Origin of the sequence: Rothia sp. HMSC068E02 (assembly GCF_001813565.1) — a bacterium.
GTDB lineage: Bacteria > Actinomycetota > Actinomycetes > Actinomycetales > Micrococcaceae > Rothia.
Window position 1 is genome coordinate 433,007 of sequence record NZ_KV812882.1, and the last position, 13,845, is coordinate 446,851.

Annotated in this window: 14 protein-coding genes and 1 other RNA gene; 8 read left to right on the forward strand and 7 right to left on the reverse strand. The window is 59.1% G+C overall.

Going from position 1 to position 13,845, the window contains the following annotated elements; translation table 11 throughout:
- The 8 genes from HMPREF2919_RS03475 (at window position 1) to HMPREF2919_RS03515 (ending at window position 7,375) form a co-directional block, all read left to right on the forward strand.
- Window positions 1-450 carry a pilus assembly protein TadE gene (locus HMPREF2919_RS03475; RefSeq protein ID WP_239663307.1) on the forward strand — a complete coding sequence of 150 codons (450 nt, stop codon included), beginning with the start codon at window positions 1-3 and terminating at the stop codon, window positions 448-450.
- Complete coding sequence (locus HMPREF2919_RS09015) at window positions 413-1,024, forward strand: pilus assembly protein TadG-related protein (protein ID WP_049358257.1); 612 nt, start codon at window positions 413-415, stop codon at window positions 1,022-1,024. The genes HMPREF2919_RS03475 and HMPREF2919_RS09015 overlap by 38 nt, the downstream gene beginning before the upstream one ends.
- A 261-nt stretch (window positions 1,025-1,285) precedes the next feature.
- Window positions 1,286-2,413: a peptide chain release factor 2 gene (prfB, locus tag HMPREF2919_RS03485; RefSeq protein WP_005508590.1), complete on the forward strand. Its 1,128-nt coding sequence runs from the start codon at window positions 1,286-1,288 to the stop codon at window positions 2,411-2,413.
- Window positions 2,414-2,432: 19 nt separating this feature from the next.
- Window positions 2,433-2,927 carry an SsrA-binding protein SmpB gene (gene smpB, locus HMPREF2919_RS03490; RefSeq protein ID WP_005508591.1) on the forward strand — a complete coding sequence of 165 codons (495 nt, stop codon included), beginning with the start codon at window positions 2,433-2,435 and terminating at the stop codon, window positions 2,925-2,927.
- Window positions 2,928-3,054: 127 nt separating this feature from the next.
- Window positions 3,055-3,510, forward strand: coding sequence for a DUF4190 domain-containing protein (locus HMPREF2919_RS03495; protein WP_049349499.1), 456 nt, complete (start codon window positions 3,055-3,057; stop codon window positions 3,508-3,510).
- A gap of 239 nt (window positions 3,511-3,749) precedes the next feature.
- On the forward strand, window positions 3,750-4,637 hold the full coding sequence (locus tag HMPREF2919_RS03500; protein WP_070666240.1) for a DUF4190 domain-containing protein: 888 nt from the start codon (window positions 3,750-3,752) through the stop codon (window positions 4,635-4,637).
- Between the two features lie 324 nt (window positions 4,638-4,961).
- Window positions 4,962-5,334, forward strand: a transfer-messenger RNA (tmRNA) gene (gene ssrA / locus HMPREF2919_RS03505).
- A 1,444-nt stretch (window positions 5,335-6,778) separates the two neighbouring features.
- Window positions 6,779-7,375: a hypothetical protein gene (locus HMPREF2919_RS03515; RefSeq protein ID WP_070614994.1), complete on the forward strand. Its 597-nt coding sequence runs from the start codon at window positions 6,779-6,781 to the stop codon at window positions 7,373-7,375.
- 105 nt (window positions 7,376-7,480) lie between these two features.
- Here the strand turns inward: HMPREF2919_RS03515 and HMPREF2919_RS03520 are convergent, their stop codons facing one another.
- From HMPREF2919_RS03520 to HMPREF2919_RS03545, 7 genes are all read right to left on the reverse strand, one after another.
- Window positions 7,481-8,422, reverse strand: coding sequence for an inositol monophosphatase family protein (locus tag HMPREF2919_RS03520; protein WP_070642717.1), 942 nt, complete (start codon window positions 8,420-8,422; stop codon window positions 7,481-7,483).
- A gap of 69 nt (window positions 8,423-8,491) precedes the next feature.
- On the reverse strand, window positions 8,492-9,619 hold the full coding sequence (gene rsgA, locus HMPREF2919_RS03525; RefSeq protein ID WP_049342178.1) for a ribosome small subunit-dependent GTPase A: 1,128 nt from the start codon (window positions 9,617-9,619) through the stop codon (window positions 8,492-8,494).
- Window positions 9,620-11,131 carry a 3-phosphoshikimate 1-carboxyvinyltransferase gene (gene aroA, locus HMPREF2919_RS03530; RefSeq protein ID WP_070666243.1) on the reverse strand — a complete coding sequence of 504 codons (1,512 nt, stop codon included), beginning with the start codon at window positions 11,129-11,131 and terminating at the stop codon, window positions 9,620-9,622.
- 261 nt (window positions 11,132-11,392) lie between these two features.
- The gene (gene rsrA, locus HMPREF2919_RS03535; RefSeq protein ID WP_005508601.1) at window positions 11,393-11,707 is read right to left on the reverse strand and encodes a mycothiol system anti-sigma-R factor; all 315 of its coding nucleotides are present in this window, start codon (window positions 11,705-11,707) and stop codon (window positions 11,393-11,395) included.
- A gap of 88 nt (window positions 11,708-11,795) precedes the next feature.
- Complete coding sequence (locus HMPREF2919_RS03540) at window positions 11,796-12,536, reverse strand: sigma-70 family RNA polymerase sigma factor (RefSeq protein WP_049337830.1); 741 nt, start codon at window positions 12,534-12,536, stop codon at window positions 11,796-11,798.
- 157 nt (window positions 12,537-12,693) lie between these two features.
- On the reverse strand, window positions 12,694-12,768 hold the full coding sequence (locus tag HMPREF2919_RS09350) for a 50S ribosomal protein bL37 (protein WP_095343185.1): 75 nt from the start codon (window positions 12,766-12,768) through the stop codon (window positions 12,694-12,696).
- A gap of 230 nt (window positions 12,769-12,998) precedes the next feature.
- A complete protein-coding gene (locus HMPREF2919_RS03545; protein ID WP_005505446.1) occupies window positions 12,999-13,598 on the reverse strand; it encodes a GDSL-type esterase/lipase family protein in 600 nt (199 codons plus the stop codon).
- Between the last annotated feature and the right edge of the window lie 247 nt (window positions 13,599-13,845).

The window sequence follows — 13,845 nt, forward strand, 5'->3', positions numbered from 1 at the left end:
ATGAGCCGCTCTGACCGGCCTCTTTCTAACCAGCACAATCCTGAAGAGGGTAGCGCCATTGTGGAGTTCCTGGGTTTGGGTATTACTCTGCTCATCCCGGTGCTCTACGGCATTCTGACGATTTTTAGCCTGCAGTCTTCGGTGATGGCGGCTCATGCGGCGAGCGCCCAGGTGGTGCTGTATGTGCAGGAGCAGCCGCAGGATTCGTCGGTGGGCCCGGATTTGGCTAAGCGTCTGGCGGTGCACGCCGCAGCGGATTACGGGGTTGACCCGTCCGATGTGAGCGTGTCGTTGAGCTGTTCGTCGGGGGAGTGCGTCTCGGGTACGAAGGCGTACGCCACGGTGACGGTTCAGGCGCGTCTGCCGCTGCTGCCTTCGTTTATGGGTGGCGGCGTGATTCCGGTGAGTTCTCATGCGACGAGTTGGGGGTCTGGTCATGCTGATTCCTAATGGTTCGTCGGCTCGCCTGCTTTCCTCTGTGTGGGAGCGATACGCTAACGCACACCGTCGGGCTCGTGCCCACATGCAGGCTCGTGCCCGTGCGCAGAGGCGGGCGCTCGCCTCAGGCCGCCTCGACTCTGACCCGCTCGCATCAGGCCGCCTCGCCTCAAACCCGGAAGAGGGCAGCATTGCCCCGCTGATTGTGGGCATGCTGGCGTTGCTGTTGCTCATCGGTTCGGTGACTGTGGCGATTACGGGCGCGTATCTGCAGACTCAGCATCTGCAGGATGTGGCGGACGCTCAGGCGAACTCGATTACCCGCACGATGCGCACTCCGGATGAGGCGAGTGGTTCGGCGGCGTGGGAGTATGCGAGTGCGTACTTGGCTGAGGTTCAGCCGGGGCAGGATTTTCAGGCGTTGCGTCTGGAGAATGTGTCCGTGGATTCTGATCAGAGCGTGCACGTGTACCTGTCGGCTCGTATTCGTCCGCCGCTGCTGTCGATTCTGGTGCCTGATGGTATTGAGGTGACCGCTCATGGTTCGTCGCGTTTGAAGACGAGCCAGGGCCCGTCCACCGATTAGTGCGTCCATCAACGGCGCACGGGCATAACGGCGCACGGGCGTATCGGCTCACTCTCTTATTGGTGCGTTGTGAGCCCCATAGACTGCGAGGGTGCATCCGCAAGGTAGTGTAACGGCTAGCGGATGCGCCCTCGTTTTGCATTCTTTTACATCTTCGTTCCGCGGCTTCTGCCCTCTAACCACCCTGTCCTTCTGCGCTGTGGGCTGTTGCGGGCTGTAACGGCGGGACTTTCTGGCAGTTTCGCGATAGTGTTAAAAGCTATGGCATCCTTCGACTTTTCTGCTGAGATTAAAGAGCTTCGCGCGATTTTCACCTCTATTGCTGCTGTGAGCGATATTGAGGGGATTGAGCGCGCCATTGAGGACCTGTCTGCGCAGGCTGCCGCACCCGATTTGTGGGATGACGTGGAGAATGCGCAGAAGGTGACGAGCGCACTGTCGTATAAGCAGTCGGAGCTGAATCGTCTGCGCTCGCTGTCTTCTCGCATTGATGATGTTGAGGTGATGGTGGAGCTTGCCGAAGCGGAGGATGAGGAGACTGCCGCCGAGCTGCTCGCTGATGCTGAACGCGAGTGCGCTGAAATCCGCGCCAAGCTGGAAGAGCTTGAGGTGCTGGTGTTGCTCTCGGGTGAGTACGATCAGCGTGAGGCTGTGGTGACGATCCGTTCGGGCGCCGGCGGCGTGGATGCTGCTGATTTCGCGGAGATGCTGCTGCGCATGTACCTGCGTTGGGCGGAGAAGAACGGCTACCCGACGAAGGTTCTGGACACCTCCTACGCTGAGGAGGCGGGCCTGAAGTCGGTGACCTTCGAGGTGAACGCACCGTACGCTTTTGGTCGCCTGTCGGTGGAGGCGGGTACTCACCGCCTGGTGCGTATTTCGCCGTTCGATAATCAGGGCCGCCGCCAGACCTCGTTCGCGGCGGTTGAGGTGATCCCTCTGATTGAGCAGACGGATGCTATTGAGATTCCCGAGTCTGAGATTAAGGTGGATGTGTTCCGCTCCTCGGGCCCGGGTGGTCAGTCGGTGAATACGACGGATTCGGCGGTGCGTATGACTCACTTGCCGACCGGTATTGTGGTGTCGATGCAGAATGAGAAGTCGCAGTTGCAGAACCGTGCGGCGGCTTTGCGTGTGCTGCAGTCTCGCCTGTTGCTGTTGCGTAAGGAGCAGGAGGACGCGAAGAAGAAGGAGCTTGCCGGTGATATTAAGGCGAGCTGGGGTGATCAGATGCGCTCCTATGTTCTGCATCCGTACCAGATGGTGAAGGATCTGCGTACCGGCTATGAGGAGGGTAATACCTCTAATGTTTTGGATGGCGGTTTGAACGCCTTTATTGATGCTGGTATTCGCTGGCGTGCTTCGGGGCGCGCGGCTGAAGAGAGCTAAGACGTATAAGGATTGAGTGATGGCTCAGAAAAAGAAGAAAGACGCGAAGAAGGACCCGAATAACGCGATTATTGCCCAGAATAAGAAGGCTCGCCACAACTACAACATTGTGGATACCTATGAGGCGGGTATTGTTCTGCTGGGTACTGAGGTGAAGTCTCTGCGTGATGGTGGGGCGTCCATTGTGGATGGTTTCTGCCAGGTGACCGATAACGAGTTGTGGCTCGAGGGTATTCATATTGCGGAGTATGGTTACGGTACGTGGACGAACCATGCGGCTCGTCGTCGCCGTAAGCTGCTGCTGCATCGTTCTGAGATTAATAAGCTGGCGCAGAAGCTGAAGGAGACCGGTTACACGGTGGTTCCTCTGAAGCTGTACTTCTCGAATGGTCGCGCGAAGGTTGAGATTGCTTTGGCGACCGGTAAGCGTGAGTACGATAAGCGTCAGGCTTTGCGTGAGCGTCAGGATGACCTGGAGGCGCGCCGCGCGATGCGTTACCGTAACCTCGGTTAGGGCTGAGGCAACGGCTGGATGCGCGGCTGGTTCGGTGACTGCCGGTAGGGGCGGGGCGCGGTTCCTCGCGTATAATGGTTGAAAATTCGCGGTGTACCGCGAGCACCATACGTTTTTGAGGAGACACATGTCTGAGAACCCGAACTACCAGCAGAACCCGGGCGAGTTCATCCCCGCACCGCAGCAGGCACCCGCATACAACATGCAGGGCGGCTACCCCGGCTACCAGCCGACCCCGAGCTCGGCTCTGGCGATTGCTTCGCTGATTCTGGGTATTATTGGTCTGCTCACTGGCTTGATGGTTTTTGGTGCTGTTCTGGGCCTGGTCGGCGTGATTCTGGGTATTGTTGCCCTGGTGAAGGTGAAGAACGGTACCGCTTCCGGTAAGGGCATGGCGATTGGTGGTATTGTCACCGGCGCGCTGGGCATGATTGCTGCTGCTGCTATGATGGTGCTCGGCATTGTTCTCGCGAGCCAGTGCGTTGAGAACGCGGTGCAGGATTCGAACGGTAACTACGTGTGCACCATGGCCGGTCAGACCATGACCCTGACTCCCGAGGACTACGACGCTGCCCGCCGCTAAGCCGCGTTGAGCATATAGAGACGTGAAGGGACCGAATAGTGTTGAACTATTCGGTCCCTTGCTCTGTTTCTGCGCTGATTCTGCCCGATTGGTGGATTCTGGGGGATGATTCTGGAATCTTGGACTTCATAGATGACCCAAATGGCGGCTTATTTATATAATGGAACCGAACTCAGCGCGCAATGGTGCGTTGGGCGAGTATAAATTGTTCGCTGCAACTGTGAAGGAAAGAACGACGGATGTCTGAGAATAACTACGGAAACAACCAGGGGAACGCACAGAACCCCTACGCTGCTCAGCAGCCTAATTCTTCCGCCCAGAGCTCGTACGGTCAGGATTACGGCCAGGCTCCTTCGGCACAGAACACCTACGGCCAGGATTACGGTCAGAGCGCATCCGCTCAGAACACCTACGGCCAGGCTCAGCAGCAGAACGCTACTCCGCAGAACTCGGCCCAGCAGAACCAGTACGGTCAGTTCGGTGCGCAGTCTTCTTCGCAGAATGCTTACGGCCAGAACGCTGCTCAGGGTACCTCCGCCCAGGGCGCTGCGACTCAGAACACCTACGGTCAGGCTCAGCAGCAGTACGGCTATGGTCAGGACGCTTCCTACCAGGCGCAGCCCGCTCAGCAGAACCAGTACGGTTACGGCCAGGAGGCTTCCTACCAGGCGCAGCCCGCTGACTACAACTACCAGCAGAACTCTTACCAGCAGCAGCCCCAGCAGGATGCTTACGGTTACGGTCAGCCCGCAGGTTACCCGTATGCGGCTCCCGTGACGAAGAAGGCTCCCGGCATGGCGCTGGCTGCGATGATTCTCGGTATTGCGGCTGTGCTGACCGGTTTCTTCGTGTTTGGCGCTCTGCTGGGTATTGCCGCAATCATTCTGGGTGTGCTGTCCCTGAAGAAGGTCAAGGAAGCTGGTGCAGGTAAGGCATTCGCGCTGACCGGTATTATCACCGGTGCGGTGTCTGTCCTGATTTCGATTTGCATGCTTTTCGTATTCATTTCTTTCTATCAGACCACTCAGAAGTGCCTTGAGGTTGGTACCGAGGACGGTCACGGTAACGTGGTCTGCCAGATTGGTGACAACCCGAACAACCGCATGACTGTTTCTGCGCGCCACTAAGGTTTGACCGCCTAGCACGGTACACGAACGGGGTGAGGCTCCCAGAATATCTGGGGTGCCTCACACCCCGTTTGCTGTGCCCGTCGTTGAGCCGGGTGTGTGCGGTGGAGGAGCGCTCGCCGGGTTCTCTGCAGGTGTTCTCTGTAAGTATCCGCCGGCTGTGTTCTCTGTCAGTGAGAGCGTCGTGTGTGCGGGGTGGGGGACTTGCACACCGTTAAACACCTCCGATATACTGAATCTCTACCGTGTTTGAATGGCACCGCGGCATCAAGGTATGTCGAGGAAAACTTTCAGAAGACGGTGGGCTTTTTGATAAAAGCATAGGGGGATGATCGGTTTCGACGATGTGAGTTGAGATGGGTGAAGCGTGCCGAGGATGCAGGGTTATCTCGTTAACGCCCTCTGCAAAAAATTAAGTGCAGAATCTAAGCGCACTGACTTCGCACTCGCTGCCTAAGCGCGAGTTGCCGTCTGTCGGCCTGAGCATGCCTTTGGCTCAGTTACCGGCATCGACTTAAAAGGCCACTGCTGCTAGCCCTTGTTGCGGGGGTTAGTGGGACTTTTACGTAACTAGGTTCGTCGGTATATGTGTTTATGCAAGTACCGGAGCCGAAAAGTAGCGTTCGCATAAACTGCGCACGGAGAAGCCCCGTTGACGCCACATCGGACCGGGGTTCGATTCCCCGCATCTCCACGATCTCCCAACTGCTCGCTATCCCGTATGGGGTGCGGCGGTGATTATCGGTTCCAATCCAGAGGAAGAACCGCGGTAGGTTTCTACCACCCGGCAGGACGCCCCACGGCGTCACCTGCCGGGTATTTTTATGCCCAATTGTCGGTCTGTATTGCCGGTCTGCTCTGGGGTGTACCGGCGTGCTCGTGGGTTGGGCATCAAAAGGTTTGGGCCAACGTCAAAAAGTATGGGCTGGCGTCGAAAGGTTTATATGGACAGCATCTTCATCCGCACTGACCCTGCCGGGAACATCAAACCCGACAAAGAAAAATCCACCGAGAAAATCGACGGCGTGGTAGCCACTATCATGTGCCTCGACCGCGCGATTAGATGCGGCAGTGGACCCGCCACTGAGAGCGTGTATGACAGAAGAGACATGTTTTTCATGTAGTGTCAATTTACGTGGTGCATCTGACGAGGCTCTCTGATAGACTGCTGAGTAGTGATGTAAGATACGTCACTATGTGATGCGGGAATGCAATTACAACCGCAATTTCTGCTTGGAATTGGGGGTTAGCTGCTTCCACGATTGCAAGAGCTTTAGGGCCAGCATTTGTTGGTGGTTTTGGAAAAGCCCTTGGAGGTCCGGCAGTAATTGCCGCTGCGCTAGCTGTTGCAGCAGTGTCCTGCACTCTTTAATTTGGGAGAGGTCAAATGCGTGCGAAGAATATATTTACACTAGGATTTCTTCTCACTATTGTTCCGATGTTCTGGGTGGTTATCTCAATTGCCAGAGATTGGGAGTTCTTCGATCCAGTATCAATTCTAGGTGCAATTTTAGGAGGTCTTTTGGTCACTTTTGTAGCCAGAAGGACGCTTGAGAGTGATTCAAAGTTCCCTAAGGGACCTCCTAAGGGACCTAGCGTGTAAAACATCGCTTAGAAGTTTCTAAGTGGTCAACGAGATGTGGTAGCAGTTTTAAAACTGCTACCACATCTTGCTGTATATGTATCTTGGTTTGGTCTTAAATCACCTGCTCCATCAGCACCACAGAACACCTGGTCTTTGACGAACACCGAGTTCTTCGCTTCTCCCACGTCGTCGGGTAAGACGGTGACGGAACGCTCTGCGGTGCAGATGACCGCCGTCTACGCCTGCGTCCGCATCCTGGCCGAAGCCGTCGCCTCGCTGCCGCTCCACCTCTACCAAGAGAGGGCGGGTACTGCGGGTGGCAAGGAGCGTGCCTGCGTGCTTGGAGGGTGCTCAGGTGACCGCATTGTAACGAGAACGTCATCAGAGAAGACGAAAACGCACCCTATGCCGTAGTATCGAAGGGTAGATATCGTTGTTCGGTGTCGGCTGTTCATTCAACCTCACCGGCAATGTACGAGAGCAACCCAAAAGTCGCTCATAGTGGCGCCACCGCTACGATGCGGTAGCCGCTATGACGACTGTTCAAGGACACACCATGGAAAACCAGATTCCTGCCCCCTCCTTCCCGGAGCAGAACAACGCAAACTCCCCGCAGCCGGTACCTGCAGGCGTAGCACCCGGCGCTCCCCTCGGCGCAGCACCCGCACCCGCCCTGGGCGTGGCACCCGCTAACGTGCGCGACCGCGACGACAGCTACCAGCGCATCCCGGACATCTACCGGGTGCCGGCTGAGCACCGCCGCCCCTACGGCGAGACCACCGGCGACTTCCGCGGCCCCGGCTACTTCTACTCCATCGGCGCGTTCGGTGCCTCCCTGGGTGCCCTGGCGCTGACCCTCTACGCGTGGGTTCAGGTCGCGGCACTCCACTCTGAAGCAACGCTCAACTCCCGCGGTTACAGCTCCTCTGCGTATAGCTCCGGTCTGAGCCCCAACATCATGGTGATTGCTCTGCTGCTCGTGGGCCTAATCCCGGTAGGCGTGTCTATCTGGCTTGCCATCTACTCGGCAAAGGTGAACGCCGGTCACACCACCAAGTACACCTCGAAGATGACGACCTTCAACATTCTGGCGTACATCATCTCGGGTCTGAGCCTGCTGGGTCTGCTCGGCACCCTCACGATGCTGTCCTAAAACAGGCAACGCTTGCTCTCATAGCGATACATAGCGAGGCGGTGGCTTTCCACTCCCCGGAAAGCCGCCGCCTCGCTATATTGTCACCGTCACCGGGGGAGCAGGCTAGGGTTGGGGTGCGAGCGCCTCCAGCACCTGCTGCTGGACCGCCGCAGTATTACTTGCCACCAGGGACACCGGGCGCACACCGGCGGCCGAAACGCCCGCGTGCTCGGGCAAATCACCCTCCAGGGTGGAGGCGACGCCGCCAGCCTCGCGAATCAGCGGCAGTAGCGCCGCCACCTCATAGAAAGACAGGGATGCGTCCATGACGGTGTCCACGGCACCCTCAGCGAGCATACACGCCGCCCAGAACGAACCGTACGCGCGGGAACGACCCACACAACCCAGAAGCTGTACAAGCTCGCCAGAGCGGTCCACAGCGCCTTCAGAGGCCGCCTTCCAGGAGGAGAGATCGGTGTACGCGGCAGACAGCTGATCCAGCTGAGTCAGCGAAGACACCTCAAGACGAGTCGCCTGCGCCAAGGACTTACCCGTGTACGCGCCCGAACCGCGAGCAGCCCACCAGCGGCGACCCAGCGCGGGTGCAGACACCACACCCACCACCGGCTCACCCTGATCCAGCAAAGCAATCAGAGTCGCCCACACCGGCACGCCGCGGCGAAAATTATCCAGCTCAGCAATCGGTGCAATCACCCACTGGCGCGCCGCCTGACCGTTATAGCCGGCATGCGCACCGGCAATACCGTCACGAGTACGCACACGCGACAGCTGCGCGCGTAGAAGCTCCTCAATCTCCTGAGCCACACCCGAGGCGTAATCGGCAGGCTCCTGCACCGGTACCTGCGGTTCTACGGGCTGCTGAGTAGCCTGCTGCCATGGCGCCAACGGCGCCGCGGCGGGTGCCGCCTCCGCGGGCTCTACCACCTCGGATGCGGGGGAGAAGACCGGGCGGTCACGAAAACGCATAGCGCTCACACGATCGACGCTATCGGCAAGAATATGCGCAAGACGCAAATCGTCGGTGTACTGCTGGGGACGGCTCATAGTAATGCTCTTCTTCAGTATCGGTGATGTAGTCAGCAAAAATGTGTGTGCGGGAGAGGACAGAGAACCCTAGACAAGCGCGCCCAGTTCCTTCTCCGAATCGCCCTCTTCAGGAGTCAACAGCAGCAGCTTACGCAAGGACTCCAGGCGGGCGGGACCGCTCTCACCGGCACGACCGGCAGCAACGTACGCCTCCAGACCGCACTCGGGAGCCTGCGCCGCGTGCGTACACGCCTTCGGACAATCCGCCGCACCCGGCGCCAGGTCCACGAACGCCTCCACAACGGTCTCCGGCGGCACATGCGCCAGACCGAAAGAACGAATACCCGGAGTATCAATAATCCAGGTGCCCGGCTCCATCGGGTCGCCATTCGCATTCACCGGACGCAACGCCAACGCCGACGAGGAAGTGTGACGGCCACGGCCCGTCACCGCGTTCACATGACCGGTCGCACGCTCGGAGCCGGTCAGCGCATTCACCAGGGTCGACTTACCCACACCCGAATGACCCAGAAGCACCGACACCTGACCCAGCAGCTCCTGCAGAAGCTCCTGAACCGGTGCCGACTCCAAACCGGCAGCGCCCTCCTGGCTCGGCGCCAAACCATCCGAAGACGAGGACAGCACAATCTTCAAACCGCTCGCCGCATAGTAATCCAGCAGGTTCTGCGGGTACCGCACATCGGTCTTCGTAATGCACAGGATCGGCTCAATCCCGGCGTCAAATGCCGCCACCACGGCACGGTCAATGAAACCGGTGCGCGGCTCCGGGTTTGCCGCAGCAACCACAATCACCAGCTGCTGAGCATTCGCCACGACCACGCGCTCCGACGGGTCGGTGTCATCGGCGCTACGGCGCAGAATCGAGGTGCGCTCGCCCAGACGCACAATGCGCGCCAGGGTATCCTTCGCGCCGGAGGTGTCACCCACCAGGTCCACAAAGTCGCCGGTTACAATCGCGGTGCGGCGTAGCTCCTTAGCGCGCGCCGCAATGAGGGTACGCTCCTTCTCGGTACCCTCATCCACGACGACCGACCAGCGGCCGCGGTCCACCGTAATGACCCTGCCACGAATCGCTTCTTTGAAGGTCGGGCGGTCCTTCGTGCGGGGGCGGGAGCCCTTCTTGTTGGGGCGCACGCGCACATCCGACTCATCCCATTCGGAGAAATCGCGCACGTTCATGCGGGAAGAACCCATTTAGAAGACCTCCTGGTCAGCGGTAGCATCAGCGGTGGAGGCGCCGGTCTGCCATTGCGCCAGCATGTCCTCCCACATTGCGGTAAATTCGGGCATGGTCTTAGCTACGGTGGCTACGTTCTGCACCACCACATTGGGGCGGCGCAGACCAATAATCGCCGCGAAGGTCGCCATACGGTGATCGTCGTAGGTGCGCGCCAGAACCTGCGCAACCTCCGCGGCAGCGGGGATGGGCGCCTCAATCACCAGCGAATCGGCGGTGTCGTGGGCGGTACCTCCCAGGCGGTTAATCTCAGCGGCGAGCGCTGCGAGGCGGTCCGTCTCATGACCGCGCAGATGCGCAATGCCGGTCAGCTCAACGCGGCCATTCACGAAAGCGCAGGCAGCCGCCATGGTCGGCGCCAGCTCGCCACCGGCAGACAGGTCAAAGGAGAAATCACCCTCGGGAAGCTCACGGGGGCCGGTCACGGTCAGACGGCCCTCAGCGTAGCTCACCCGGGCGCCCAGCGCGGGCAGAAGCTCACGCCACATATCGCCCACCTGGGTCGTACCCGCCGAAGAATCAGCCGCGGGGGCGGGCCAGTGAGGAATAGTCACCGACTCGCCGGTGACCACGGCGGCGGCAAGGAACGGGCCGGCATTCGACAGGTCCGGCTCAATGGTCATCTCAAAGCCGGGGAAGGAACCGGGGTGAACCGTCCAGCGGTACTCGCCGCCCTCTGCTTTGTCGCCTTGGTTCGGGTAGTGCTCCTGCACCCGGATACCCATCTGGCGCAGCGCCTCCACGGTCATCTGAATGTGCGGGATGGACGGCACCGAAGAGCCCTCGTGCACCAGCACCATGCCCTGCGGCAGGCGAGGCGCCATCAGCAACAGCGCCGAAACGAACTGGGACGATGTCGAAGCATCAATACGAACCACGGGCGCCTCAGAGACACCCTCTACGCTCGCCAGACCGGGGGAGCGCAGCACGAAGGGCAGAGCGTTCTCGCCCTGCTCACAATCCACCTGCACACCCAGCTGACGCAGACCCTCCAGAACCGGACCCATCGGACGCTGACGAGCGTGCGGGTCACCGTCAAAAGCGAACTCACCCGGCAGCAGTGCCGCCAGGGCGGGCACAAAACGCATCACGGTACCGGCAAGACCGCACTCAATCGACACGGTGCGCGACTGAGCGGAATCGGACTGCGCCTGAGCGGAATGCGCTTCCACAAAGCTCAGGGGAGTGACCTTAACATCCGGACCGAACGGCGAATCGGTCGGCACCAGCTCAATACCCGCACCCAGCTGACGCAACGCCTCAATCATGAGCGCCGAATCGCGCGAATGCAGCGGCGCACGCAAATACGAGGGGGAATCAGCCAGAGCAGCAAGCAACAGATAACGGTTCGTGAGCGACTTAGAACCCGGAATATGCACCAGCGCGTTCTTGCCAGCGGCTTCGCTGGAGGCGGGTGCCAGGGGAGCGGGCCAATCACCGGGGGAAATCTGCACTGCTGCGTCGCTCATACATCCTCTTCTGGTTCAAATCATGGGGAGGGCGCAGACTCAGAGACGCTGCGCCGGTTGATGTCTACCCCTATTCTACCGGTTGAGGGTTTGCGAGCCGCTGAGGGCTCCAGCGATGAGATAGGCAGCGCGAACCAGACAACACGAACCAGACAGCGCGAACCAATCAATACGCGTAAAGGCGGTGCACCGTTATTGGTGCACCGCCTTCACTCATCATCAGATGTCTATACCCCCAGCGGGGCAACAGCTTGAGGCAGCTTAGAGGTTAGCCTCGGCGCAGAACTTCTGCACATCCTGCAGTAGACGCGCCTTCAGCTGCTCGGGCGCCTGCTGAGCGCACGAAGAACGCATCTTCTCACGAATCATCAGCTCAAAGTCCTTCACATCCGCGCAGTCGGGGCAGGCATCCAGATGCGCCTGAACTGTGCGCAGCTGCTCGGGGCTCAGCTCCCTATCGAGGAATTCATAGAGGCGCTTGAGAGACGACGAGCAGGGCTGGCCGCCGCAATCCTCCAGCGGCTCAGAAGCCGCGGAGGCTTCGGGGACAGAAGAATTCTTGTCTGTGGTTGACATCGGGGTTCCTTTCACACGGAAGGTATAAAGCGTTAGGGGAGTCTCGCCCCAACCTCATGGGGGCTAGCTCACGTGTAGAAGAGCGAAGCTAAGAATCTGCAGGCGCCTCGGAGCCAGAGCCCGCCGGCGGGGACTTTACGCCCTTGGCCGCCTTAGTGCCCTTGGTAGCCTTTGCCGGCTGCCCCTTAGTGCTCGCCTTCGCGGCTGCTTTTGCCTCAGCCTTCGCTTCTGCCTTTGCGATGGTCGACGGACGCAGACCGTTCTCACGTGCATAATCAAGCAGCTTCTCACGCAGAATACGGCGGCCACGATGCAGACGAGACATCACCGTGCCCAGAGGGATATCCAGAATCTCCGCAATATCCTTGTACGCGAACCCCTCCACATCGGAGTAGTACACCACCATGCGGAAATCCTCAGAGAGCTCGTTCAGAGCCTCACGAACCTCCGTATTCGGCAGGGCACTCAGCGCCTCCGCTTCAGCAGAACGCAGACCCACCGCATCATGCTCACCGGCCTGAGCCAGCTGCCAATCCTCCACCGTCTCACCCTGAGACTGCTGCGGCTCACGCTGACGCTTACGGTACAAATTGATGTACGTATTCGTCAGGATGCGGTACAGCCACGCCTTCAGGTTCGTACCCTCGGTGAACTGGTGGTACGAAGCAAAAGCCTTCATGTAGGTTTCCTGCACCAAGTCTTCAGCATCGGCAGAGTTGCGGCTCATCCGCAGGGCAGCAGCGTAGAGCTGATCCACATACTGCATAGCGTCCGCGGTAAAGCGTTCGCGTAGCTCGCGGGTATCCGCCGCGGTGTTGGTTTCAGCCATGTTTCTCCTCTACAGGAACGCGCCAGGCGTTCACTTCCATAACGTAGAATTCTTCTCTTTATTCCGCAGAATGCGCACAAACATCTGCGGGTAAAGCAAAACCCCGGGTCCGAATAATATCCGAAACGCCGGGGTTTTAAAGTGTATGCAAGATACCTTATGCGTTGGGGCGCTTACCGTGGTTTGCGCCGCCCTTACGACGGTCCTTGCGCTTACGACCGCGCTTGCTCATCAGAGCCTCCTTATAGTGTTCATGGATGCACGCCCCACCTTCGCGGTGCGTGCCCCCTATTACCTGCCCTAGCAGAGGCGGTCACCGAAAACCGGTGGCCCACGCTATAAGGGCAACGCCGTCTATTTTTTCATAGAAACGGCATGATTGCATCTTGGAACCGGGATATGAGCTAAAAAACACGAACTTTCTTCGCCTCAGCTCACAACCCCAGCCGGGGGAGCAGGCTCTTAGCCGTGCTCAGGAATGTTCAGCCAGTTGTACCAGCCGCGGTGCAGAACCAGCCACGCCATCAGACCGTAACCGGACTGACCCGGGCGGCCGTCATTAGCGGCAAGGTCGTTGCGCCACTGCTCGTGGTGAAGCAGCGGGTTGAACGTATCCACGTACACGTGGTTACGGCGGGTCACCACATCCGCGTACGCCGCCGAAAGGTCAGCGATACGGCGGTTACGCTCAGCGTCCAGGGTCGGCGGCGGACCAACAACCAGAACCTTAATGTTGTTCTGCGACGCCATGTCCACAATGTTCGCCAGGTTCAAACGCGAACGAGCGCTGGTCAGACCCAAATCAATGTCAAAGGTCGACGGAGCAATAATGAGGCGGTTATCAGCACCGGGAACGAAGCGGCGGCGCGCCTCCTCGAACCAGCGTGCATTCAGCTGCTCGCTACCTTCATTGGGGGCGGCAAGGTTATATGCCGCAATGGATGCGGTGGTCTGCGGGGTGCGCGCCATAACGCGGCCAAACCAGCCGAGGGTACGGGGGTCGCCAACACCGGCGAGCAGGTCATCGCCGACTGCCACAATTCGAATATTGCGTTGCTCCACGGAATTCTTTCTTCAGCAGGATGCGCCCGCCGTGAGAGGCGGCAAGGCACGTGAGTAATAGTCTTCATATCTAGGATAAGCGCTTACCGGCCTCTTTTCGAACTTAATACCCTATCCGGTAAGCATCCGAGACTAAAAAACCCGTCTGCCCGCCAGAAACATCTGACGGGAAGACGGGTTTTGAAGAGCTAAATCATGAGCCGATTAGCTGTAGAAGACCTTAGCCTTCGAAGACCTTAGCCTTCGA